The sequence below is a fragment of the Shimia sediminis genome (genome assembly GCF_003990645.1).
GTDB classification, from domain to species: Bacteria; Pseudomonadota; Alphaproteobacteria; order Rhodobacterales; family Rhodobacteraceae; genus Shimia; species Shimia sediminis.
In genome coordinates this window covers 20,997-45,375 of the sequence record NZ_RYZK01000001.1, presented here as the reverse complement: position 1 = coordinate 45,375, position 24,379 = coordinate 20,997, and the positions used below count along the sequence as shown (strand labels likewise).

General features: G+C 61.1%; 22 protein-coding genes. 6 read left to right on the top strand and 16 right to left on the bottom strand.

Annotation, left to right across the window (positions count from 1 at the left end):
• Position 1 precedes the first annotated feature (1 nt).
• The gene (secD, locus tag EK369_RS00205) at positions 2-1,684 is read right to left on the bottom strand and encodes a protein translocase subunit SecD (protein ID WP_127111679.1); all 1,683 of its coding nucleotides are present in this window, start codon (positions 1,682-1,684) and stop codon (positions 2-4) included.
• 112 nt (positions 1,685-1,796) lie between these two features.
• Entirely contained in the window at positions 1,797-2,081 is a 285-nt protein-coding gene (yajC, locus tag EK369_RS00200; RefSeq protein ID WP_127111678.1) for a preprotein translocase subunit YajC, read from the bottom strand.
• A 212-nt stretch (positions 2,082-2,293) separates the two neighbouring features.
• On the opposite strand from yajC, the gene serS reads away from it, so the two are divergent.
• Positions 2,294-3,586 (top strand): serine--tRNA ligase, encoded by a 1,293-nt coding sequence (serS, locus tag EK369_RS00195; RefSeq protein WP_127111677.1) that lies wholly within the window; start codon positions 2,294-2,296, stop codon positions 3,584-3,586.
• Between the two features lie 142 nt (positions 3,587-3,728).
• Here the strand turns inward: serS and EK369_RS00190 are convergent, their stop codons facing one another.
• From EK369_RS00190 to EK369_RS00175, 4 genes are all read right to left on the bottom strand, one after another.
• On the bottom strand, positions 3,729-4,706 hold the full coding sequence (locus EK369_RS00190) for a fatty acid desaturase (RefSeq protein ID WP_127111676.1): 978 nt from the start codon (positions 4,704-4,706) through the stop codon (positions 3,729-3,731).
• A gap of 111 nt (positions 4,707-4,817) precedes the next feature.
• Positions 4,818-6,281 carry a ribosome biogenesis GTPase Der gene (gene der / locus EK369_RS00185; RefSeq protein WP_127111675.1) on the bottom strand — a complete coding sequence of 488 codons (1,464 nt, stop codon included), beginning with the start codon at positions 6,279-6,281 and terminating at the stop codon, positions 4,818-4,820.
• A 48-nt stretch (positions 6,282-6,329) separates the two neighbouring features.
• The gene (locus EK369_RS00180; RefSeq protein WP_235871307.1) at positions 6,330-7,637 is read right to left on the bottom strand and encodes a PQQ-like beta-propeller repeat protein; all 1,308 of its coding nucleotides are present in this window, start codon (positions 7,635-7,637) and stop codon (positions 6,330-6,332) included.
• 25 nt (positions 7,638-7,662) lie between these two features.
• Entirely contained in the window at positions 7,663-8,346 is a 684-nt protein-coding gene (locus EK369_RS00175; RefSeq protein ID WP_127111674.1) for a hypothetical protein, read from the bottom strand.
• Positions 8,347-8,554: 208 nt separating this feature from the next.
• On the opposite strand from EK369_RS00175, the gene EK369_RS00170 reads away from it, so the two are divergent.
• Together EK369_RS00170 and EK369_RS00165 are read left to right on the top strand one after the other, a co-directional pair.
• Positions 8,555-9,799: an efflux RND transporter periplasmic adaptor subunit gene (locus EK369_RS00170; RefSeq protein WP_127111673.1), complete on the top strand. Its 1,245-nt coding sequence runs from the start codon at positions 8,555-8,557 to the stop codon at positions 9,797-9,799.
• Positions 9,796-13,536, top strand: a complete 3,741-nt coding sequence (locus EK369_RS00165) for an efflux RND transporter permease subunit (protein WP_127111672.1) — start codon at positions 9,796-9,798, stop codon at positions 13,534-13,536. Before EK369_RS00170 ends, EK369_RS00165 begins: the two co-directional genes overlap by 4 nt.
• Positions 13,537-13,596: 60 nt before the next feature.
• Here the strand turns inward: EK369_RS00165 and EK369_RS00160 are convergent, their stop codons facing one another.
• The gene (locus EK369_RS00160) at positions 13,597-14,355 is read right to left on the bottom strand and encodes a nuclear transport factor 2 family protein (RefSeq protein ID WP_127111671.1); all 759 of its coding nucleotides are present in this window, start codon (positions 14,353-14,355) and stop codon (positions 13,597-13,599) included.
• A 119-nt stretch (positions 14,356-14,474) separates the two neighbouring features.
• On the opposite strand from EK369_RS00160, the gene EK369_RS00155 reads away from it, so the two are divergent.
• A complete protein-coding gene (locus tag EK369_RS00155) occupies positions 14,475-15,116 on the top strand; it encodes a DUF5671 domain-containing protein (protein WP_127111670.1) in 642 nt (213 codons plus the stop codon).
• Positions 15,106-15,540, top strand: coding sequence for a hypothetical protein (locus EK369_RS00150; protein ID WP_127111669.1), 435 nt, complete (start codon positions 15,106-15,108; stop codon positions 15,538-15,540). Before EK369_RS00155 ends, EK369_RS00150 begins: the two co-directional genes overlap by 11 nt.
• A gap of 71 nt (positions 15,541-15,611) precedes the next feature.
• On the opposite strand, the gene EK369_RS00145 is transcribed toward EK369_RS00150, so the two are convergent.
• From EK369_RS00145 to EK369_RS00135, 3 genes are all read right to left on the bottom strand, one after another.
• On the bottom strand, positions 15,612-15,989 hold the full coding sequence (locus EK369_RS00145) for a cupin domain-containing protein (protein ID WP_127111668.1): 378 nt from the start codon (positions 15,987-15,989) through the stop codon (positions 15,612-15,614).
• A gap of 76 nt (positions 15,990-16,065) precedes the next feature.
• The gene (locus EK369_RS00140; RefSeq protein ID WP_127111667.1) at positions 16,066-17,889 is read right to left on the bottom strand and encodes an ABCB family ABC transporter ATP-binding protein/permease; all 1,824 of its coding nucleotides are present in this window, start codon (positions 17,887-17,889) and stop codon (positions 16,066-16,068) included.
• 158 nt (positions 17,890-18,047) lie between these two features.
• Complete coding sequence (locus tag EK369_RS00135) at positions 18,048-19,286, bottom strand: LysM peptidoglycan-binding domain-containing protein (RefSeq protein ID WP_127111666.1); 1,239 nt, start codon at positions 19,284-19,286, stop codon at positions 18,048-18,050.
• Positions 19,287-19,385: 99 nt separating this feature from the next.
• On the opposite strand from EK369_RS00135, the gene EK369_RS00130 reads away from it, so the two are divergent.
• Positions 19,386-19,937: an LOG family protein gene (locus EK369_RS00130; protein ID WP_127111665.1), complete on the top strand. Its 552-nt coding sequence runs from the start codon at positions 19,386-19,388 to the stop codon at positions 19,935-19,937.
• On the opposite strand, the gene rarD is transcribed toward EK369_RS00130, so the two are convergent.
• From rarD to EK369_RS00100, 6 genes are all read right to left on the bottom strand, one after another.
• A complete protein-coding gene (gene rarD, locus EK369_RS00125; protein WP_127111664.1) occupies positions 19,880-20,791 on the bottom strand; it encodes an EamA family transporter RarD in 912 nt (303 codons plus the stop codon). The genes EK369_RS00130 and rarD overlap by 58 nt on opposite strands.
• 18 nt (positions 20,792-20,809) lie before the next feature.
• Positions 20,810-21,580, bottom strand: a complete 771-nt coding sequence (locus tag EK369_RS00120) for an enoyl-CoA hydratase-related protein (protein ID WP_127111663.1) — start codon at positions 21,578-21,580, stop codon at positions 20,810-20,812.
• Between the two features lie 145 nt (positions 21,581-21,725).
• Positions 21,726-22,229, bottom strand: a complete 504-nt coding sequence (locus EK369_RS00115; RefSeq protein ID WP_164726759.1) for a DUF922 domain-containing protein — start codon at positions 22,227-22,229, stop codon at positions 21,726-21,728.
• Positions 22,230-22,299: 70 nt separating this feature from the next.
• Complete coding sequence (locus EK369_RS00110) at positions 22,300-23,181, bottom strand: metallophosphoesterase (RefSeq protein WP_127111661.1); 882 nt, start codon at positions 23,179-23,181, stop codon at positions 22,300-22,302.
• Entirely contained in the window at positions 23,178-23,606 is a 429-nt protein-coding gene (locus tag EK369_RS00105) for an ester cyclase (protein ID WP_127111660.1), read from the bottom strand. Before EK369_RS00105 ends, EK369_RS00110 begins: the two co-directional genes overlap by 4 nt.
• Before the next feature lie 74 nt (positions 23,607-23,680).
• A complete protein-coding gene (locus EK369_RS00100; protein WP_127111659.1) occupies positions 23,681-24,280 on the bottom strand; it encodes a superoxide dismutase in 600 nt (199 codons plus the stop codon).
• Between the last annotated feature and the right edge of the window lie 99 nt (positions 24,281-24,379).

The following is a 24,379-nucleotide window of genomic DNA, read 5'->3' as shown; positions in this document are numbered from 1 at the left end:
ATCAAACCTCGATTGTCTTGGGACGGCGGCGTTCAAACCACGTCACGATCATCAGGCGCGTCACGAAGATCGCGGTGAAGACGGATGTGGCGATGCCGATCATCAGCGTCCAGGCAAAACCCTGAACAGGCCCCGAGCCCATGACCAGCAGGATCACGGCGGTGATCATGGTGGTGATGTTGGCGTCGAGAATGGCGCTGAGGGCTTTTTCATAGCCCAATTCGATAGCGCGGGCAGGCCCTTTGGCGGTTTTCAGCTCTTCGCGGATGCGTTCAAACACCAGCACGTTGGCGTCCACCGCCATGCCGATGGTCAGAACGATACCCGCAATGCCCGGCAGGGTCAGCGTGGCGCCGATCATGCTGAGCAGGCCAAAGATCAGGCCGACGTTGATGATTAGCGCGACATTGGCAAAGATGCCAAACAGGCCATAACTGAGCACCATGAACACGAGCACGGCGGCAAAGGCGACGATACAGGCGATGCGGCCTGCGTCGATGCTGTCCTGCCCCAGTTCCGGGCCGATGGTGCGCTCTTCGAGGAACTCGAGCCCCGCAGGCAGGGCGCCCGCGCGCAGCAGGATGGCGAGGTTTGTGCTTTCCTCGACGCTGAAGCGCCCGGTGATGATGCCCGAGCCGCCGGGGATGTGCGCCTGAATGACCGGGGCCGAGACGACCTCGTCATCCAGCACGATGGCAAAGGGTGAGCCGATGTTTTCGGCTGTGTACTGGCCGAATTTGCGCGCGCCGGTGGGGTTAAAGCGGAACGACACGGCGGGGGTGTTGTTCTGGTCAAACGAGGGCTGCGCGTCGACCAGTTCTTCGCCGGTGACAACGGGGGCGGATTCCAGCGTGTAATAGACGTTGGAAGAATCGCTCACATCCGTCGAGTTCTCCATGTCCGGCACAAGGAAGTTGCCCGGTCCGGGGTTGGCCTCGGGGTTGGAGCCACGGCCCACAACCGGGTGAAAGGTCAGCTGCGCAGTGGTGCCGATGATCTCTTTCAGCTCAGCTGCAGACCCGATGCCGGGGACCTGGATCAGAATACGATCCGAGCCCTGACGTTGGATGGTGGGTTCGCGGGTGCCGACCTCGTCAATGCGGCGGCGGATGATTTCCAGCGACTGCTGCACGGTGCGTTCGTCGGTGGCAAGTTTCTCGGCCTCGGAGAGTTGCACGGTAAAGGTGTCGCCATTGGTGGAGACCACGATATCGTTCTGACCGGCGGCGGTGACCGAGATCACCGGCCGTGCAAGGCCGCGCACCAGCGACGCCGCGCGGTCGATCTGTTCGGGTTTCGAAATCTTGACGACCAGCTTGTCCGGGTCCGACGGCTGAAGGCGGATGGTGCCGATGGTTGCGCGCTCTTCGCGCAGCATGTCGCGGATTTCCGGCCACATGGATTTGATGCGCGTCTCGTAGACATCTTCGACCTGAACCTCGGCCAGAAGATGCGCGCCACCGCGCAGATCAAGCCCGAGGTTGACCAGCGACGAGGGCATCCACGACGGCCACAGCGCGGCCTGCTCTTCCAGCCCGTTGCCGGAGTATCCCAGGTCGAGCGCGGCCACGGCGTCATTGCGCGCCTCGACCCGTTCGTAAAACCCGTTTGGCGTGGCCATCAAGAGACCGATCACCACCACGGCCCAGATCAGAATCCGTTTCCAAAGGTCGATTTGCAGCATCGAGAGCGGCCTTGTGCTGTTGGTGCGACGTGCCCGTGTCGGACAGGTCCCAGGTTGTTCTATGACACGACAAGGGCCAGCGCGGTGTCCCGTCTGGCCCTGTTATGTGCGTTTAGCCGTTGGCGGCGGGTTCGGTCTTGGCCAGAACCTGGGCGATGGTCGATTTCACGATGCGCACCTTGACGCCTTCTGCGATCTCGATCTCAACCTCGTTGTCTTCTTTGACCTTCGAGACCTTGGCGATCATGCCGCCCTGAGTCACGATCCGGTCGCCGCGTTTCACCGCATCCACCATGGCGGCATGCTCTTTCACTTTTTTCTGCTGCGGACGGATCAGCAGGAAATACATGATCGCAAAGATCAGGATGAGGGGCATAAACTGGCCGATGGCTTCCATGTCGGTCTTTCCTTTTTTCGTGCCGCGGGATGCACCCGCAAAGTCGCAGGGAACCTATGGGGCATTCGGGCCGGTTGCAAGACGGGAATGGGGGGATTGGACGCCTTTGCAACAGATTTGAAGCGTGACCGCACGGTGCCGCTTACGATCCGCGAAAAAATGCGCCATAAGCTGGCGGGTAAGTGAATCACCAGACCCAAGGAACCCAAGCCATGCATGACATCCGTGCGATCCGCGAAAATCCCGGCGTATTGGACGCCGCCCTCGCCCGTCGTGGAGAAGATGCCATGTCGTCAGATATCCTGTCGCTGGATGCTGAGCGCCGTGCCAAGATTGCCGCCGCCGAGGCCGCGCAGTCCGAGCAGAAGAAAGCCGCCAAAGAGGTTGGCGCGGCCAAGGCCAAGGGAGACGAGGCCGAGTTCGAGCGCCTGCGCGCCCTTGTGGGCGAGAAAAAGGCCGAAGTTGCCGATATGCAAAACGAGGCCAAGGCGCTGGACGCCAGACTGACAGACATGCTGGCGCGCATCCCCAATTCGCCTGCCGAGGATGTGCCCGAGGGTAGCGATGAGGCCGACAACGTTGAAGTCCGGACATGGGGCACCCTGCCCGCCTTTGAGTTCGACCCCAAGGAACACTTCGAGATTGCCGGTGTCGCCAAGTCGATGGACTTTGAGCTGGCCGCCAAGATCTCGGGCGCGCGGTTTGTCATGCTGAAAGGCGCCGTGGCGCGCATTCACCGGGCGCTGGCACAGTTCATGATCGACACCCATGTGGATGAAAACGGTCTGACGGAAATGAACAGCCCGGTGCTGGTGCGGGACGAGGCGATGTATGGCACGGATAAGTTGCCAAAATTCGGCGATGACAGCTATCAGACCACCAATGGCTGGTGGCTGGTGCCAACGTCCGAGGTTCCGCTGACCTATACGGTGGCCGGTGACACGCTGGAGGAAAGCGCCCTGCCCATTCGCATGACGGCGCATACCCTGTGCTTCCGCTCGGAAGCCGGCTCGGCCGGCAAGGACACCACCGGCATGCTGCGCCAGCACCAGTTTGAAAAGGTCGAGATGGTGTCTGTGGTGCATCCGGAGAAATCAGATGACGAACAGAAACGCATGCTGGGCTGCGCCGAGGGTATTCTGGAGAAACTGGGCATCCCCTATCGCACGGTGATCCTGTGCACTGGCGACATGGGGTTTGGCGCGCGCCGCACCTATGACATCGAGGCCTGGGTGCCGGGTCAGAACACCTATCGCGAGATTTCCTCGGTTTCGACCACCGGCGATTTTCAGGCGCGGCGCATGAACGCGCGGTTCAAGCCTGCGGGAGGCGGCAAGCCAGAGTTCCTGCACACGCTGAACGGCTCGGGCCTGGCGGTGGGGCGTTGCCTGATCGCGGTTCTGGAAAACGGCCAACGCGCAGATGGCTCGGTCGTCCTGCCGGACGTTCTCGCCTCCTATCTGGGCGGCAAGACCACGCTGGGCGCGGATGGCGTGTTGGTCTGAGCTTTCGCATCCAACCCATTGAAAAGCCGCACCTTCGGGCGCGGCTTTTTCTTTGAGTATTTTTGGCGAAATGAAGCCCGGGGACTTCGTATTGCCAGAAATACTCCGGGGGTGAAGCCGCAGGCTGAGGGGGCAGCGCCCCCTATTCTGCCGGGGTGGCGATGGGCTGACCTTTGGGGAAAGGCACCAGCCGTTCCTGATCTTCGTCCCAGAGTTTCAGCGTGAACGAGCGCAGCGCCTCGGGCCATTTGATCGTCGGCAGGTCATATTCCGCGCGGATCATCTGGTGGCATTTGCGTAAGTTATAGTGCGGGATGCGGGCGTTGTAGTGGTGGATGTCGTGATAGGCGATATTGGCCGAGATGATGTCCATCCACCATCCCAGATCCAGCGCCGAGGACCCCTGCAGCGCGGCAATGCGCGGATCAAGATCGGGTTTGCGGTCCCAATAGGTGTCTTCGAAATTGTGCTGCAGGTAGACCATGAAGACGCCGAGCATTCCGCCGAGGAAAGACGACAGGAACCAGATCAGCACACCGGTCCAGCCGAAAAGCGCATAAATCCCAAGCATATAGAGCGCGATGGCAATGTTGTGCAGGATCACGCTGCCCAGCATGTCGCGGGCGTTCTTGGGCCAGCGGTAGCGGATGAAATAGGTGAAGAGACTGCCCGCCGGGATCAGGATGAAGGGGTTGCGATAAAGGCGATAGACCAAGCGGTCCCAGAACCCGGCCTCGGCCCATTCGCGCACCGTCATGGTGTGAATCTCGCCGGTTTCGCGCGCTTCGAGATTGCTGAGGTGCAAATGGTGCATGTTGTGATTGTGGCGCATCGCGGCATAGGGCGCGAAGGTCAGGATCGACAGCGCCTCACCCGCGAGATCGTTTGCTTTGCGCGATTTGAACAGAGAGGCATGGCCGCAATCGTGCTGCAGGACGTAAAGTCGCACCGCAGAGGCACCGTTCACCAGCATCATCGGGATCAGGATGACCCAGGTGTCCACATAGGTGATCGCAAGGTAAAGCGAGGCAAAGTAGACCACGAATGTGGGAAAAAAGGCGAGCGCCCCGATGCGGTCGTCTTTTACGGTAAATGGTTTTAAACGTTCGCGAATTTCCATTTCGCTGCCCTTCGATAAATCAGAGGTGAATCACTGCTGGCTGCGCGTTCCCTGTGGCTCGCGCAAAATATAGCGTGTTTTCTGCAAAGGCAAAACCACCGGTTGCAAAGGTCAGTCGCGGCTGGGGCCTTTGAGGTGCTTGCGCAGGCGGGACGGCGTGGATTTCTTGCGACCCTTGTAGGGGTTCTTGTCGCTTTGACCGCGCATGTGCAGGCGGATCGGGGTGCCCGGCATGTCAAAATCCTCGCGCAGGCCATTGACCAGATAGCGCGAATAGCTTTCGGGCATCTTGTCGGGGTGCGAACACATCACCACGAACCCCGGAGGCCGGGTCTTGGCCTGGGTCATATAGCGCAGCTTGATCCGTTTGCCCTGGGGCGCGGGGGGCGGGTGCTGTTCCAGCATGCCGGTCAGCCAGCGGTTCAGATGCGCGGTGGTCACCCGGCGGTTCCAGATGTCATAGGCGCGCAGGATCGCGTCATTCAGCCGCTCGAGACCGCGGCCCGTCTTGGCCGATACGGTGATCAGCGGAGCGCCGCGCAGCTGCGGCAGAAGACGTTCAAAGGACTCTTTCAAGTCTTTGAGTTTCTGTTGTTTTTCGTCTTCGATGTCCCACTTGTTCACGGCCACGACCACGGCACGGCCTTCGCGTTCGGCGAGATCGGCAATGCGCAGGTCCTGCTGTTCAAACGGTATGGCGGCGTCGAGCAGGACCACCACCACTTCGGCGAATTTCACGGCGCGCAACCCGTCAGAGACCGAGAGCCTTTCGACCTTGTCCTGCACCTTGGCCTTTTTGCGCATACCTGCGGTGTCAAAGATGCGCACCGGCGTGCCGGACCAGTTGGTGCGCAAGGAGATGGCGTCGCGGGTGATGCCAGCCTCGGGGCCGGTCAGCAGGCGGTCTTCGCCGATGATCTTGTTGATCAGGGTCGATTTGCCCGCGTTGGGGCGGCCGACCACGGCGATTTGCAGCGGTTTGGCGTCGGTTGGCTTGGGGGTCGCGCCCTCTTCGTCGGTGTCGTCGACGTCAATATCGACTTCGACCTCGGGCGCGTCATCCTTGGCGCGTTTTTCAAACTCATCCGCCAGCGGCATGAGTTGCGCATAGAGATCGTTGAGCCCTTCGCCATGTTCGGCAGACAGGCGGATCGGTTCGCCCAGCCCGAGGCTGTAGGCGTCGATCATGCCCGCATCGGCGGCAGAGCCCTCGGCCTTGTTGCCTGCGAGGATCACATGGGCAGACTTTTTGCGCAGGATCTCGGCAAAGATCATGTCAGTGGGCGTCACCCCTGCCCGCGCGTCGATCATGAAGAGGCAGATATCGGCCATATCGACGGCGCGTTCGGTCAGGCGACGCATACGCCCCTGCAGGCTGTCGTCGGTGGCATCCTCAAGGCCCGCGGTGTCGATCACCGTAAAGCGCAGGTCGCCAAGGCGGGCTTCGCCTTCGCGCAGGTCACGGGTGACCCCCGGCTGGTCATCGACCAGGGCCAGTTTCTTGCCGACTAGGCGATTAAAGAGCGTGGATTTGCCCACATTGGGGCGGCCCACGATGGCGAGCGTAAAACTCATCTGATGTCTCCGACACGTCTGAAGCGATGCCGATATATCATTTCCGCGTCAACGGAAAGCGTGCAATTGCCCCTTGCCACCCAGAACATAGAGCGTGCCATTGGCGACAACCGGGTTGGACGAGGCGCCATCCGGCACCTGGACCGAATAAATCATCTTGCCGTCCACCGGATCAAAGCTGCGCAACAGCCCGTCCGAAGAGGCCACGATCAGGCGGCCTCCGGCCAGGATGGGGCCGTAGTGCGAATAGAGCGAGCTTTGTTTCTTGGGCTTGTTTTCGGTAAAGAGCGGCAACTCGACGGACCAGATCGGCTGACCTGTGCTGCCGTCAAGGCGGACCAGCCGGTTGAGGTCGCTGACCAGAAAGACCGAACCACCCACAGGCCAGACCGGGCTGAGCGCGCCCTCTTCCGCGGTCCATTTGCGTTCGCCGGTTTCGACGTCCAATGCCACGAGACGTCCAGAGTGGTTGGCGGCATAGACGGTATTGCCGGAAATCACCGGATCGCTCGAGATATCGCCCACCTTGTTCAGGGCGCGGCCCTGGCGTTCGCCGGCAATGCCCGCGTCCCAGAGGCGCAGACCGCCGCGACGGAACGCGGCCTGCAGCTCACCCGAGCCAAAGGGGAAGACCACGAGGCGGTCATTCACGGCAGGCGCCGAGGGGCTTTGGATATTGGCCACCGAGGGCACGGAATCGATCTGCCATTCGGTCTTGCCTGTGTCGACATTGACGGCCCAGCCCTTTTCATCCCCGGAAACCAGGTAGACGAGGTTGCCATACACTGTCGGAGACCCGCTGCCGATCGCGCCAAGGCGCTGTTCCCAGAGGGTCGCGCCGGTTGCGGGATTGACCGCCTCGAGGCGGCCAAAGCCTGTGGTCACGAAAAGCTTCTTGTTGGCATAGGCCAGACCACCGCCTGCGGCGTCATCCTCTTTGTCCCGGGGCGGCGTGAGGTTGCGGGTCCAGACCTGTGCCCCGCTGAGGGAAAAGGCCGAGAGGTTGCCCTTGGAGTCCATGGTAAAGATCTTGCCGTCGGCAACAACCGGATCAGCCGTCAGACGCTGCTTGCGCGCATTGCCCTGGCCGATCTCGGCGCTCCACAACAGTTTGGGTGTGGGCGACAGGGCCGCGTGGGTGGTGCGATAGGTGGCGGATCCGGGGCGATGGGTCCATGAGGCGTTTTGCTTTTGCCCCGGCAGGCTGATCGAGCGGGCCTGGTTCTCGATCTCGACGATCTCGTCGCCCCCCCGCAGGTTCTCGCGTTTGCCCGGCAGGATGACTTCCTTGGTGTTGCAGGCACCGAGCAAGACTGCTGCGCCGACTGCACTAAAGATCCAGTTTCGCGTTTTCACTGCCCGGGCCCCCACGGTGCTGTTTTTATTGATTGGCGATCATGTTTTCGACCGCCGGCGGTGTCCCGCCCAGTGCTACAATCAACTGACTTGCGCGACGAAGCAAGCCCGCTGTCACAGCGGAATCGACGGAAATTGCCTCGAGCAGCGCAATGGCGGCGTCGGTATTGCCCTGTTCGATCTCTAGCAGCGCCAATTGTTCCTGTGCCAGAAGCGACAGGGGCGCCCCCGGTGCGGCGAGCGCTTCGAGCGCCGTGCGGCGGCTGGCCGGGTCCATGTCGGTGCCCCGCGCGGTGACGGATTTGAACAGGGCGATCTGCCGGTAAATCTCGGGCATGTCGCTGTCGCCGGAGTTGGCGACACCATCAAAGGTATCGGCGGCGGCCTCGTTTTCACCGATGTTGAGCTGCGAGGACGCCAGAAGCGAGTCGATCACAAGCTGTGCCTGCGGCGATGCGGGCTCGACAGCCTGCAACGCGGCAATGCGCGCCGGGTCGCCAGAGTTGTTCACCGCGGCAAAGATCGCGTCACCTGTATCCTGCGCATCACTGCGCGCGCCTGCCTTGCGAATCTCGTTAAAGGTGGCGCCACCGACGATCAGCACCACGCCAAGCACGGCAATCCAGCCGTATTTGCGCATCAACGCAAACAGGCGGTCGCGTTTGACCTCTTCGGTGACTTCTTCGATGAAACTGTCGGTATCGCTCAAGACCGCTACTCCCCTGATTTGCCCCCTCTTACAGCGTTGCTGCTACAGTGCCAAGGCCCGCCGGACGCGGCGGCAATGGCATGCTTGTAACACCAGAGGGGTGCGGCTAAACTGAACCGATCAGTTCAGAGACTTGCATTGCGCGCTTGCAATTGCGGTTAATGCCATTATGTCGCGTCAAAACAGGACTAGAACAGGGACCTATCCGATGCGTATCGTGCCCATGATCACCGCCGTCTTGGTGGTTGCCTTTCTTTTTTTCATCGTCGTGGAACGAGAGGCGCTGCTGGCTTTTGCCGGGGCGGGTCCGTCGGACGACGCGGGCGAGAACACCGAAGCCGCGCAGGTCGAAGAGGTCTCGGGCGAGACCGATGAGACGCAGCTGGTGCGGGTTGTGGCCATACGGTCCAAGGCCGCCGAGGTGGACAGCGCCGTGATCCTGCGCGGTCAGACCGAAGCAGATCGCCAGGTTGAGGTGCGTGCCGAAACCTCGGCGCAGGTCGTGTCAGCCCCCCTGCGGCGCGGTGCCCATGTAGAAGAAGGCGACACCCTGTGTCAGCTTGATCCCGGCACCCGCGAAGCCAGCCTGGCAGAGGCCCGGGCGCGGCTGACCGAAGCCCACGCCCGTGTGCCCGAAACCCAGGCCCGCCTGAGTGAGGCCGAAGCCCGCCTGATAGAGGCGCAGATCACCTTTAACGCCGCGTCGAAACTGATCGAGGGCGGCTTTGCCTCGGAAACCCGCGTGGCGTCCGCCGAAGCCTCGGTACGCGCCGCCGAAGCCGGTGTGCAATCGGCCAAGTCGGGGCTGGAAACAACCCAGGCCGGCATCCAGTCGGCCGAAGCCGCCGTGGCTGCCGCCGAACGCGAGATCGAGCGACTGACCATCAGCGCGCCCTTCTCGGGCCTGTTGGAATCCGACACCGCCGAGCTGGGCACCCTGTTGCAGCCCGGCGCCCTGTGCGGCACCGTGATCCGTCTGGATCCGATCAAGTTTGTCGGTTTTGTGCCGGAGACCGCCGTCGCGCGTATCCAGCCGGGCGCATTGGCCGGGGCGCGGCTGACCACCGGGCAAGAGGTCACCGGCCTTGTGACCTTCCTGTCGCGGTCCGCAGATGAAACCACCCGCACCTTTCGGGTGGAAATCGACGTGCCGAACGGGGATCTCAGCATTCGCGACGGACAGACCGCTGAAATCGTGATTGCCAGCTACGGCGCGGATGCACATCTGATTCCGCAATCGTCACTGACGCTGAATGACCATGGAACCCTTGGTGTCCGGGTGGCTGGCGAAGGCAACATCGTGAAGTTCATTCCGATCAAGATCCTGCGCGATTCGACCAAGGGCATCTGGGTCACCGGCCTGCCCAAAGAGGCGAATGTCATCATCATCGGCCAAGAATATGTGATCGAGGGCGTCAAGGTCGACCCGGTGTTCCAGGAGCTTGACCAATGACGGGAGTCGTCGACTGGGCCGCCTCGCGCGCCCGCATGATCATGGCCTTTATCGCATTGTCGCTCATCGTGGGCGGCTATGCCTATTCCACCCTGCCGAAAGAGGGCGAGCCGGACATCCAGATTCCGGGCCTGTTCGTGTCGGTGCAATTCCCCGGCATTTCCGCCTCGGACAGCGAGGCGCTGCTGATCAAGCCGATGGAGACCGAATTGTCGGATCTCGACGGGCTGGACAAGATGTCGGCCACAGCGGCTGAAAACTATGCGGGGATTTTCCTGGAGTTCGACTTCGGCTGGAACAAGGCCGAAACGCTCGCCGAGGTGCGCGATGCGATGAACACTGCCGAGGGGCAGTTCCCTGAGGGTGCAGAAAAATACTCGATCCACGAGATCAACTTTTCCGAATTCCCGATCATCATCGTCAACCTGACCGGAGACGTTCCGGAACGGACCATGTCACAGGTGGCCAACCGTCTGCAGGACCGGCTGGAAGGGCTGGATGCGGTTCTCGAGGCCGGTCTGGCCGGTGGGCGCGACGAGATGGTCGAGGTGATCATCGATCCGCTGCGTCTGGAGAGTTACAACGTGACCGCAGGTGAGTTGATCAACGTTGTGGTCAACAACAACCAGCTGATCGCGGCCGGTGAAATCGAAAGTGCCCAGGGCACGTTCTCGGTCAAGATCCCCTCGTCTTTTGACGAGCCACGCGACATCTACAACCTGCCGGTCAAGACCAATGGTGACCGTATTGTCACGCTGGGTGATCTGGCAGAAATCAACCTGACCTTTGAAGACCGTGTAGGAACCGCGCGGTTCAACGGCGAAAACACCGTGGCCCTGCAGGTCGTCAAGCGCAAAGGCTTTAACCTGATCGGCACTGCGGAACTGGTCAAGCAAGAGGTCGAAAAGGCCAGCGCCGACTGGCCGCCAGAGCTGCGCGCCGCAGTTGAGGTGGGCACCTCGAACGACCAGTCGCGCATTGTCGGCTCGATGGTGAGCCAGCTTGAGGGCTCGGTTCTGACCGCCATCGCGCTGGTGATGATCGTGGTTCTGGCTGCGCTGGGATCGCGTGCCGCGCTGTTGGTGGGTTTTGCCATTCCGACCTCGTTCCTGCTGTGCTTTGCATTGCTGGCGGCGATGGAGGTGACGATTTCGAACATCGTAATGTTCGGGTTGATCCTGGCCGTGGGGATGCTGGTGGATGGGGCCATCGTGGTCGTGGAATACGCCGACAAGCGCATCAAAGAGGGCACCGGCCCGATGCACGCCTATGTCGAGGCGGCCAAGCGCATGTTCTGGCCGATTGTGTCGTCAACGGCGACAACGCTTTGTGCATTCCTGCCGATGCTGTTCTGGCCGGGTGTGCCGGGGCAGTTCATGGGCATGCTGCCCGTCACGCTGATCTTTGTTCTGTCGGCCTCGTTGGTGGTGGCGCTGATCTACCTGCCGGTGATGGGCGGTGTGACCGGCCGGTTGAGCCGGATGTTCAACACCATGTCGGATTGGCTGAAGGCCCATGCCCATTGGGCTGTGCGTGTGGCCCTGGTGCCGGTGGCGCTGTGGATCATGTTCATCGGCGCGATGCAGAGCCTGAACCCCGGTTATCTGTTTGGCGGCGAAGCCCCCGGCGAAGGCAATGTCGGCTTTATCATCGGCTTTGTGCTGTTCATCCTCGGGGCCTTTGCGGCCTCGGTCACCATGGGTGCCGCCACTTTTGAACGCCGCAAGAAGCGGATCAAGGCAGGACGCCCGCTGTCGGCCTTTGGCTGGTTCATCAAGTTTATCGCCGGCAACCCGATCATGCCGATCGTGACCATCGCCGCGGTGCTGGCCTTTGTGGTGTCCGTGTTCACCTATTTCGGCGCCAACAACAACGGTGTGGAGTTCTTTGTGGATTCCGAACCGGAGCAGGCGATTGTCTATGTCAAGGCGCGGGGCAACCTGTCGCTGGAGCAAAAAGACCAGCTGCTGATGCAGGCCGAAGAGATCGTGCTGGCGCATCCCGGCGTGCAGACGGCCTTTGCCTTTGCCGGTGAAGGCGGGTTGGACCAGAACACGGGCGGGGCGCAGGCTCCGAAGGACACCATTGGTCAGATCCAGTTGGAAACCATCCCGTGGGAGGATCGACCCAACCGCAGGGAAACGCTGTTTACCGTGCCGCTCATCAACTACGAGCTGACCCGCACGGTGAAGGACGAAGCCTTTGACGGCGACACCGTGCTGAAAGAGCTTGAGGTGGACCTGGAGCGCATTCCCGGCGCGCAGATCGAGATCCTGTCCGCCGACCGTGGTCCGGCCTCGGCCAAGCCGGTGCATCTGCAGTTGAACGGTGAGGACTGGGAAACGCTGATCGAGGCCACCACCATTGCGCGCGAGCAATTTGACATCACCCCCGGTCTGACCCTGATCGAGGACACGCGCCCCCTGCCCGGCATCGACTGGCAGATCAATGTGGACGTGGCCAAGGCAGGCCGGTATGGCGCCGATGTTGCCACGGTTGGCGGCATGGTGCAGTTGGTGACACGCGGTATCCTGCTCGACACCATGCGGGTTGTCACCTCGGACGAAGAGATCGAGATTCGCGTGCGCCTGCCCGATGCGGACCGGGTGCTGTCAACTCTGGACACGCTCAAGGTGCGCACCCGCGACGGTCTGGTGCCCCTGTCGAATTTCATCACCCGCGAGCCGGTCAAGAAACTGGCCGAGATCAACCGGATCGACCGGAAACGGGTGTTTGACATCAAGGCGGGTGTGGACAGTGGCCTGACGGTGCTGACCAATGCCGAGACCGGCGAGCGCGACGTGATCGACAGCGACGTCTGGGCGGCAGATGACCTGATACGGGCGGACTATACCGAGCGTGGTTTCACGGCTTCGGTTCTGAACGCCAACGAACGCATTGCGGCGCTGACGGAATGGCTCGAGACCGATCCGCTGCCTGCTGGCGTGGAATGGGTCTGGACCGGGGATGCCGAGGAAGAGGCGGAGAGTCAGGCCTTTCTCGCCTCGGCCTTTACCGGGGCGCTTTTCCTGATGTTCATCATTCTGCTGGCGCAGTTCAACTCGTTCTACAACTCGATCCTGGTTCTGCTGGCGGTGGTGTTGTCGACAGCGGGTGTGCTGATTGGCATGCTGGTGATGGATCAGGCGTTTTCGATCATCATGACCGGCACCGGCATCGTGGCGCTGGCAGGGATTGTGGTGAACAACAACATTGTTCTGATCGACACCTATCAGGAGTATTCAAAATACATGCCGCGGATCGAGGCCATCGTGCGCACGGCGCAAAGCCGGATTCGCCCGGTTCTGCTGACCACGATCACCACGATGGCGGGTCTGGCGCCGATGATGTTCGGACTGAGCCTGGACTTTGTGAATGGCGGCTACTCTATCGACTCGCCGACCTCGCTGTGGTGGAAACAGCTGGCGACGGCGGTGGTCTTTGGCCTGGGAATTGCGACAGTGCTGACGCTGGTCTTTACCCCGTCGCTCCTGGCGCTGCGGGTCTGGTTCTCGACCTATGTGTTGTGGATGGCGCGCGCGATGGCGGCGCTGTCGATGGGACGCAGCAGCCGTGCCGCGCGCGACTGGGCCTTGCGCCGGGCCGCAAAGAAGGTCACCTCACCTGTGTTGCTGTGGGATGAGCCAGAAGCCCCCGAAGACCCGATTGTGGTTGAGGTCGAGGACACGCCTGCAGCGGCGGACCCTGACGATAGCGGATTGCGCGCCGCAGAGTAGCGCGCACCCTGCAGATCGGCGCGTAGGTCGGACAAGATTGTCCGACCTACCCCGACCGTCTCAGAACTTGCCGTTGGCGTTTTTCCACTCACTGCGGGGCGCAATGGTTTCCACCGTGTCCCAATGTTCCACGATTTTGCCATCCTGAAGACGGTAGAGATCGTAGAAACTGGTGTGGGCCCTATCCTTTTCACCTTCGCACATGGCGAGCACGAAGTTGCCCTCTGCCAGCACCCGGTGGAGATGGGTGTAGCCGATGCGCGGCCCATCGCCTGACGGCTCTTCCAGAGCCGCACGCAAAGGGACAATGCCGTCTGCAATCTCGGGGCTGTGCTGTATCAGATCCGCATCAACGAAATCCTGCAAGCGGCTGAAATCACGGGGTATCAGCACGGTGTCGACATAATCGCGCACGGTCTGCCGGTTGTCTTCTGTCCTGTCCGTGTCGGTGATGTCTGTCATACCACCCAGCATGGTACGCCCCGAGGGGTTGGGGCCTTTCATGGGTTGAATGTTATCCCAATGCTCAACCGCCTGCCCGTTCTCGAAACGAAAGACTTCAAAGGCCACGCGCAGGGATGAAAAGTCATATTCGTTATGGGCAAAGGCAAAGTCCCCGTCTTCAAAGACCCGCACGAAGGTGACCTTGGGGTTGGTCTTGGCCAGTCGGGCAAACAGCACAGCCAGCCCTTCGCTGCCTTCGTGGGTCTGGGGGTTGTGCTGGATGTACTTGTCTTCGTTGACCACGGCCGCCGAGGCCGGATCGCCGGTTTCGATGCCCTTAAGAAGGGTCTTGAGGAGGGTTTTCTTGGATGTCATGACTGGTCCTCTAGGCGAATAAATTCAGATCGGACACACCGGTGGGTTGAATTCCACTTGCCTGTTTGCAATCGTACACTACAACGGTGCCAGCACACGAATACAGGAAGAAACGGGCCATGAACAACAACGAAACCCTGAACCAATTTGTGCGCGACGCGTTATCTGCAGGCCACACACGTGACGAGATCACCAATGCGCTTGGCGCTGCCGGATGGTCTCCCCAAGAGACCTCAAGCGCGTTGAAGGCCTTTTCTACAATCGAATTCAGCCCTCCCGTTCCCAAGCCGCGCCCGCAATTGACGGCGCGCGACGCTTTTTTCTACATTGTCTATTTCACGACACTGACCTTTGTTTCAGTTTACTTTGTCACCTTGATGCACAGCATTCTTGATCTTTCTATCCCAATGTCTGACGATCACAACTGGCGCGAACGCCAGGCCACAAACAGCGCCCGGTGGTCTATTGCCGTTCTGCTGGTCGCCACGCCGGTTTTTCTTTGGATGTCCCGATCTACACGCCAAAGGATTGCTCAGGACCCAGGACAACGCCGCTCTCTCATGCGGAAGTGGTTGACGTATCTCGCCCTTTTTGTGGCGGCGTTGTTTCTCTTTGGTGACGCAGTTTATGTGATTTACAGTTTTTTAGAAGGCGAGGCGACGTTCCGTTTCCTTCTCAAAGCGCTCGTGGTGGCCTGCGTATCAAGTGGCGTAATTGCAGTATACTTGCGCGATGCCGAGGCGGATTCCGATGAGCACTAGAGTTGTTTCAATTGCCATCGTGATTGGGGTTGGTGCCGCCATCGCTGTGGGAATTTCCATAGTGGGGAGTCCCCGGACAGCACGTGAAGATCGTTTCGATGACCTGCGCGCCAAGGACCTTTTACAGGTCGTGAGTTCGCTGCGATGCAAAGACAAGCTAATGGGCGTCAGCGCCGACTTGCCAGTCACCTTGGACGTCGCGACGCTAAACAACCGTTGCGAAAAAGTGTTCATTCAGGAAGACGCATTGATCGACAATGAGACTGGTCAGCCTCATACCTACAAAAGGCTTGGGAACCGGAAGTATCTGATCTGCGCGACGTTTCATGACGCGGAGCGATTGGTGACACGCAAGCAAATGGACAATGTCCGAACCGCCTTTGATCCGAAAGATGGCTGCGTGTCCGGCCAAGTGGCAAACTGAGGTTTTAGATTGAGATTGAGGCAGGCCGCACGCCGCAGTCGTAGGTCGGACAAGATTGTCCGACCTACCGGTTAATCCGCGAGGGCAATCACAACGGCCAGTGCCTCGCCGCCAATGGGGCGTGCGCCGTGCCCCTTGCCGGAGGTGTCTTCCATTAACAGCCGGTCTCCTACTGAAAACACTCGTGTTTCACCGAGGCTGGTCCAGCCTTCGACCTGACCTTCGAGCAAGACGAACAATTGTCGCCGGGGAGATGGGTGCGCCGCGTCTTCCCATCCTTGCGGGAATCGAAACCAGAAATAGGCGTCGGCTTCCTGAGGTGCGGAGATGTCCAGTGCGGGCGCCGGGGGCGCATATTGCACCGAGGACATCGGAATCTTAACATCCTCAAAATGGCTTTCGCCAGCCTCGTCCGCGTAAAGACGCGTACAGGTAACCATCTCAGTCATGACCAGCTATCCCCGATGCAAAGACGGCCAGTGTCGACGGTATCGCGTCTCAGGTCAAATTGTTCGGCCTACGCGGTCAGGCGGCCAGATCATCCTCGGACTGTTGTTTGCTCCAAAGCTGCGCATAGCGGCCTTCTTTTTCCAGCAGGGCCGCATGGGTGCCCTCCTCGACAATCTGGCCCTTTTCCAGAACGATGATGCGGTCGGCCTCGGCAATGGTCGAGAGGCGGTGGGCGATGGTGATCACCGTGCGCCCCTCACCCGCCCGCGACAGCGCATCCTTGATGCCCTGTTCGGTTTCGGTGTCGAGCGCCGAGGTGGCCTCGTCCAGAAGCAGGATCGGCGGGTTCTTCAGGAGCGTGCGGGCGATACCGACGCGCTGTTTCTCACCGCCCGACAATTTCAGCCCACGTTCGCCCACCGCGGTTTCATAGCCGTCGGGAAGGGAAATGATGAAGTCGTGGATCTGGGCGGCGCGGGCGGCATCCTCGATCTCGGTCATCGTGGCACCGTCGCGGCCATAGGCGATGTTGTAGCGGATGGTGTCGTTGAACAGCACCGTGTCCTGCGGCACCACGCCGATGGCGTCATGCAGGCTGGTTTGCGTCACGTCGCGCAGGTCCTGGCCGTCGATTTTCAGCGCCCCTTTCTGCACGTCGTAAAACCGGAACAGCAGCCGCCCGATGGTGGATTTGCCCGAGCCGGACGCGCCAACGATGGCGATGTTGTGGCCCGCGGGCACCGTCAGGCTGACGCCCTGCAGGATCGGGCGTTCGGGTTCGTAGCCAAAGTGCACATCTTCGAGCGAAATCTCACCACCCGTCACCGTCAGAGCCGGTGCTTTGGGTTTGTCGGACACCTCGGGTGGTTGTTCGAGCAGATCAAACATTTCCCCCATGTCCACAAGGCTTTGGCGGATTTCGCGATAGACCGTGCCAAGGAAATTCAAAGGCATGGTGATCTGGATCATATAGGCGTTGACCATGACGAAATCGCCCACGGTGAGCGTGCCGTTCTGCACACCGATGGCGGCCAGAACCATGACCCCGACAAGGCCCGAGGTGATCAGGAAGGACTGACCAAAGTTGAGAAACGCCAGCGAATAGGATGTCTTGAGGGCCGCGGCCTCGTAGCCCTTCATGGCGCCGTCATAACGCGCGGCCTCGCGTTGTTCGGCGCCGAAGTACTTGACCGTCTCAAAATTCAACAGGCTGTCGATGGCCTTTTGGTTGGCGTCGGTGTCCTGATCGTTCATCACGCGGCGCAGTTTCACACGCCATTCGGTGACCTTGAAGGTGAACCAGATATAGACGGCGATGGTGAGCGCGACCACGGAGAGGTACCAGATGTCAAACAGCCAGAACAGCACGGCAGCGATCATCAGAAGTTCCAGCATCAGGGGGCCGATCGAGAACAGCATGAAGCGCAGCAGAAACTCGACCCCCTTGACGCCGCGTTCGATGATGCGGCTAAGGCCCCCGGTCTTGCGGGTGATGTGGTAACGCATGGACAGGCGGTGGATGTGTTCAAACGTCTCCAGCGCCAGTGTCCGCAGCGCCCGTTGGGCGACCTTGGCAAAGACCGCATCGCGCAGCTGCTGAAAGCCGTTGGCCATCAGGCGGGCCATGCCGTAGGCCACGGTCAGGCCAATGGCGCCAAGGGCCAGAGGGGGCACTCCTTCGCCAGCCAGCGAATCCACGGCGGCCTTGTAGAGGAGCGGCGTGCCGACGGCGACCAGCTTGGACGCCAGAAGCGCCAGCATCGCCAACACCACGCGGATTTTCACCCAAGGCTTGTCCGCAGGCCACAGGTAGGGCGCGACCCTGCGCACCGTGCGCCAGCCCGAGCGCTGTTCGTTGCGTGCCAATTCCTCTTCCGAGGCCGTGTGCCATTTTGCCATGATGCTGTCCCGTTCGTCGGCTTATGAATTAAGCACGGACAACGGGAATGACCAGAGGGGTCGGCCAATTAGCAGTGCGGCGGTGCAGGATTGATCCAGATCGGGGCAGACATGGCGTCCTGGGTCACGGGCGACAACGCCTGACGGAGAAGACGGGATCAGTCTTGTGGCAGGTTGAAGATCTGGCCGGGATAGATCAGGTCGGGATCACGGATACGGTCGCGGTTGGCCTCAAAAACGCGCACGTAGAGAACGCCCTCGCCGTAGCGGTCTGTGGCAATCGCCCAGAGGGTTGACCCCGGTTGCACGGTCACGACCGTGGCCGCGCTGTCGGTGGCACGCGAGGCTTCGAGAACCTCTTGTTCTTCTTTCTTGAACGGGGTTTCAACGCGGCTGACCACATCGCCGTCCTGGTTCACCTCGTCGACGCGCAGGGTATAGACGCCCGTGTCCACATCCGGCAATTCGGTGCGCCAGTTGCCATCCTCGGTGATGCGCGACGTGGTGATGGGCGCGTTGTCGAGATAGACCCGAACGAAGCCCTCCTGACCCGAGCGGCCCGACAGTTCCACGTCGCCTTCGGGGGAATAGGTGATGGCGTCCAGCGCGACAGAGGACATGACCTCGGGTGATTGTTCCCAGGGGCCCTGCAGAACGGTGACGCCCTGTTCATCCGCCATGAGGACGGTGGGCGCGGTTTCTTCGGCAGGGGCCTCGGTTGCGGTGGTTTCGGCCGGAGTGGTGTCTTCGGACGTCTCGGCAGACGAAGCCGGTGCCTCGGCAACAGTTGTTTCGGGAGTGTCAGTCGCGTCAGGCGATTCCGTGGGTTCAACAGCCGATTCAGCCACAACAACCGGGGTGGGCGCGAGGATGACCGTGGCGTCCGAGGCATACTCCTGACCATCCAGACGCTGCACGAGGCTGAGCACACGGGCCTGATCTGCGGAGGGAATGTCGAGGAAAACAGCAAACTTGCCAGCCTGATCCGTGCTGGTGTTGGCCACCACGTCGTTATCAAGAAGCACAATGATTTCAGCGCCCTGCGCGCCGCTTCCGGCAATCAGCGTGCTGCCATTGGGTTCCACGCGCACAATGTCAAAGGCGGGGCCTGCGGGTGTGGGAGCCGGTGCTTGGGTCTCTTCGCCGGTTTCGGGCGCGACCTCGGTCGTTGTTTCAGGCGCGACCTCAGCCGTTGTTTCGGGGGTGGAGTCGACCGGAGCCGGGGTCGCCTCGGGCTCTGGTACGGGTTGCGCGACCGGAGTGGGCTCGGGTTGTGGGCTGGGCTCGGGCGTGCGGAAGACGCCGGTGGCGACAACAGCCACAACGGCAACGACCGCTGCGGCACCGCCGCCAACAACCACCGCGTTTCCACTTAGGAAAGACGCAAATTTACTCATGGCAGCATTTCCCCAAATTCCGCCCGTCTTAACGGTTGAGCGACCATATCAACCTGTCTAACACTGGTCAAAACTGCTCTGACAATATTGGGAAATTCCATGCCACAACATTCAATCTGTGTCTTTTGCGGCTCACGTTCGGGTCAAAATCCGAAATATGAGGCCGTTGCCAAGTGGTTGGGGACCATGATCGCCGAGCGGGGCTGGCAGCTGGTTTACGGCGCGGGCGATGTCGGGTTGATGGGGGCTGTGGCCAATGCCACGCAGGATGCGGGGGGCGATACCTTTGGTGTCATTCCCGAACATCTGGTGCGCTGGGAGGTCGGCAAGACGGACCTGACGAGCTACGTGGTGACCGAGAACATGCACGAGCGCAAGAAGGTGATGTTCATGAACTCGCATGCCATCGTGGTGCTGCCGGGGGGTGCCGGGTCTCTGGACGAGTTCTTTGAAGTGCTGACATGGCGGCAGTTGCAGCTGCACGAGAAACCCATCCTTCTGGCCAATATCGACGGCTATTGGGACCCGTTGATCGGGCTTTTGGATCACGTGATCGCCGAGGGCTTTGCAGATGCTTCGGTAAAGGCTTTTGTTCAGGTTGTGGACGATGAGGCGGCGCTGGAGGCCGCCCTTGTCGACGCCCTGTCCTGACGCCAGCTGGCAAAGGTATAAAGCGCCAGTGCGATCCAGATCAGCGGGAAGCTGAGCCCGTGCCAGAGGCTGAAGGGTTCGGACAGGATCACCACGGCGCAAAAGAACTGTAGCGTGGGGTTCAGGTATTGCACGAGACCCACGGTCGACAGCGGTGCGCGGCGGGCGGCATAGGAAAACAGGATCAGCGGTACGGCTGTCAGCACACCGGAAAACATCAGCAGGCCGGTTTCCAAGGCGCTGCCCACAAGTTGCGTGGCGGGATGCGAGGCGTTCAGGATCAGCACAAGTGCTGCGGGCGCGATCAGCACAACTTCGGCGATGACGGAAATCACCGGGCCCAGATCGAGCGCCTTTTTGATAACGCCATAGAGACCAAAGCTTCCGGCAAGGATCAGCGCGATCCAGGGCGCAACACCCAATCCATAGGTAAGCAGCACCACGGCCCCGGCCGCGAGCGCCACAGCGCCCCATTGCAGCGCCCCGAGGCGTTCCTTGTAGATCACGCGGCCCGCCAGCACGGCGACCAGCGGGAAGAGGAAGTACCCAAGGGAGGCCTCGGTCGCCTGCCCCTGCCCGACGGCCCAGACAAAGGTTAGCCAGTTGAGCGACACCATGAGCGCGGCCAGCAGCAGGATGGCGATGTTGCGCAGGCGGGACAGGGCGGCGATGAGGTCCCGCAATCGCCCCTGGAGCGCCAGCACAACAAGAAAGGTCACGGCAGACCACAGCGTGCGGTGGGCAATGATCTCGAGCGCGGGCACATGCGAAAGATGCACCCAATACAGCGGCGCGACACCCCAGATGGTGCAGGCGATGACCATCGCCAGAATACCTTTGGTGGACTCTCTCATACTGTTTGATCCGATGCGTTACTTCTTGGCCCAGGTGGCACGTTCTTCGTCGATGCGGAACGGGTCCATGAAGTGGCCGAGCATGGTCTCACCGGCGCTTTGGTAGGCCGTGGCAAGGGGCTGTTCGATCTGCTCATAGAACGTCGCCTTGCCGCTGCTGATGGCAGGGGCATGGCGGGTGGCCAGGGTGGCGGCAAAGGCGTGTACCTCATCCGCCAGGCTGTTGGAGGGCACGATGCGATTGATAAGGCCGGCACCCAGCGCCCAAGAGGCATCATAGGTCCCGCCCGAAAGGGCCATCTCCATGGCGTGTTTGCGCGAAAGCGCGCGGCCCACGGCAACCAGCGGCGTGGAGCAGAAGCCGCCGTTGTTGACCCCCGGCAGGCTGAAGGTGGCCCGTTCCGAGGCAAAGGCGAGGTCGCAGGCGGCGACGATCTGGGCCCCGGCGGCGGTGGCGATGCCGTCGACCATGGCGATGGTGGGTTTGGGACCGGTGGTCAGGCGCTGCATCATCTCCGCGCAATCGTCAAAGAGCTGGCGCAGGTAAGCCTCGCCATCATCGGCATCCCCGCGATGCTGCGCGATTTCCTTGAGGTCGTGTCCGGCGCAAAAGATATGGCCGGGGCCGTGGATCACGATGACCTTGGTCGCATCGTCCTCGCCCGCGCGCCGCAGGGCATCGTTCAGCGCCCCCAGCATGGCGCTGGAGAGCGCATGGGCCTTGCCCGCACCAAGGGTCAGCGTCAGTACGCCCGCGTCGAGGGTTTCGGTGACTAGCGCTTCGGTCATGGTGGTCTCCTCCTCGTCAGGACATTGGCCAACCCTTCCCAGGCAGGCAATCAAAAGATGTCGGCATTGTCATTTTGGCGCGCGTTGGCGTGCGGGAACGTCGCGTAAAACCCGTGTCGTTGCGGGACATGCAGCGCCGGGCAGCCTAAAAGCGCACGCCCTCTGACCAGCCGTGCCCGGTACTTTCATCCAGGAGCCGGTCTTGTTGCGCCCAGTCCGCGATGATGCGCCCAGTTCCAAAACATCGGTGTTTCGCAATGTCGCGCGCGGCGGAAAGCCCGTGGAACTGGTGCGTGTGTTCGTGCAGCCGCAGGCTACGCTCGAATGACAGCCACCGGCCTTTGAGTGCACGCGCAAGGGACGCGACATCGGTGTGGCGCGGCAGGCGTATCTGCGTCTCGAGGGTGACCCTGCATGTAAGTCCCGTGGTGATTTGCCAGTCTGTCCGCGCCGCAAACCCAGCGGGCCCGCGGGCGCGCAGCTGGTCGCGGATCTCTTGCAGCGTGCGACCATCAACATCGTAATGGGACACCTGAAGCCGTGTTGCGATCTCTTGCTTTGGGACAACAAGGGCAAACTGCCACGCCAGCCAGAGTATCAGACCAGCGGCCAGACCCAAGAAAGCAAAACCAACCACGCGAAACTGCACCAGATCACCCGTTCCATGAACTTGAGGGTCAACTGTGTCGGGCCTGTTTCGCGCTGTCAAACGGCCTGTGTCAGGCCGAAATCTCGATCACGGTGATCTCGGGCACCACGCCGAGCCGTACGGGCATGATCGAGCAGCCGATGCCGCCCGAGACAACAAGGTCGCGCCCCTCTTCGTGCACATGGCCATAGGCAAAGCGGTTGCCAAAGCGCGAGGGCACGATGGGGGACCATCCAAACAACCGCACCTGTCCGCCGTGGGTGTGGCCCGAGAGGGTCAGCGCCACGCGGGCAGGCACCTGCGGAAAGATGTCGGGTTCGTGGGCCATCAGGACAACCGGCGCATCGTCGGTGATCTGGGCCAATGTGGCGGGCAGATCGTCCAGCCCGGTAAAGCGCCCTGCCCCTTTGCTCAGGGCCAGTTGATCCTCGAGACCGGCGAGCCAGATGCCAGCCTGATGCAGTTTCAGGGCGCTGTTGGACAAAATCGGGATGCCGTGCGCTTCCAGCGCCTTGGCATAGAGGTTTGGTCCGCCGCCGCGTCTTTGCGCAGAGAGATCGTCCCACCAGTCGTGATTGCCCAGAACGCCGAAAACCCCGTTTGGTGCCGCCAACTCGCCAAGCACCGGCGCGAGATCGGCGATCCTGACCGGGGTGCTGATAAACCGGTGACCCGCGGCAAAGTCCCCGAGCAACAGGATCACGTCCGCCCCCAGCGCATTGGTGCGTTCCACGATACGACGGATGCGATCAAGACCAACGTGCGGCTCGCCAACATGCAGGTCTGCGAGCACGGCAATTTTCAGGGGCGGCGCGGTCCAGTCGCTGCGGCGAATGCGCCAGCGTTTGACGCGCAGACGCAGGGCCGGTTCGATGAAAAAAGTGTAGATGCCGGAGAGCAGTGCCGTGACAACAACCGCCAGAAGGCCGCGCAAGAAGCCGCGCCGGGTCATGCGCCCTGCCCGGCCGCGAGGATCTGCTGGTAGACGCTGAGACGATCGGCATTTTGCCAATGCCCGCAAAGCCGGTTGCCCTGGAAATAGTAGACGGTGATGCCTGTCATGCGGATCGGCGCGCCACTGGCTGGTAGCCCCGGCAAATCCCCCAGATGTGTGCCGCTCCAGCGCCACGTCATGGCAATGCGATCACCTTCGGCAATCATGTCGACACACTCAAACCGTTGATCAGGAGCCGCTGCGCGGGATTTGACCAGACGGTCCTGAAACCCGGGAATGTCCAGGGTTTGTCCCTCCCAGGGGTCACCGGGATCCGAGTGGATGGTATAGCGGCGAGCCAGGAAATCGGGAACAGCTGAGACGTCCCCGTCATTCCAGGTCTTTTGGATGAACTCGGCCAGAATGGATTTGCGATCGTCCATGACGTTCCTAAGAAACAAGAATGCCGGACCCTTCAGGCCCGGCATCCCAGAGAAATTTGCGGCGCAAAATGCACTTACATGCGCGAGGCGACGTTTTCCCAGTTCACCAGGTTGTCGAGGAAGTTGGTGAGATACACAGGGCGCTTGTTGCGGAAATCGATGTAGTAGGAGTGTTCCCACACATCGCAACCCAGCAGAGCGGTCTGGCCGAAGCACAGGGGGTTCACGCCGTTTTCGGTCTTGGTCACAGCCAGCGAACCGTCGGCGTTTTTCACCAGCCAGCACCAGCCCGAGCCGAATTGACCCGCACCAGCCGCGGAAAACTGCGATTTGAACTCGTCAACCGAGCCAAAGTTTTCAACCAGAGCCTTTTCCAGTTCGCCCGGCATGGCATTGTCGCCCGGGCCCATCATCTCCCAGAACTGGTTGTGGTTCCACAGCTGCGAGATGTTGTTGAAGATGCCGTTTTGAGCCACGGCATTGGCGTCATAGGTGCCGGTGATGATGTCTTCCAGCGACTTGCCGTCCCACTCGGTGCCCGCAATCGCCGCGTTGCCGTTGGTGACATAGGCGTTGTGGTGCAGGTCGTGGTGGAATTCCAGTGTCTCGGCGCTCATGCCTTTGGCGGCAAGGGCGTCGTGGGCATAGGGAAGATCGGGAAGTTCGAAAGCCATGATCGGGCTCCTTTTTATCATGTTCGTGCGGTTGTCTGTTTCAGAGATGTGGCAAGCCGACGGGTAAGGTCAAGTGCAAACCCGACGAATTCCCTCAGA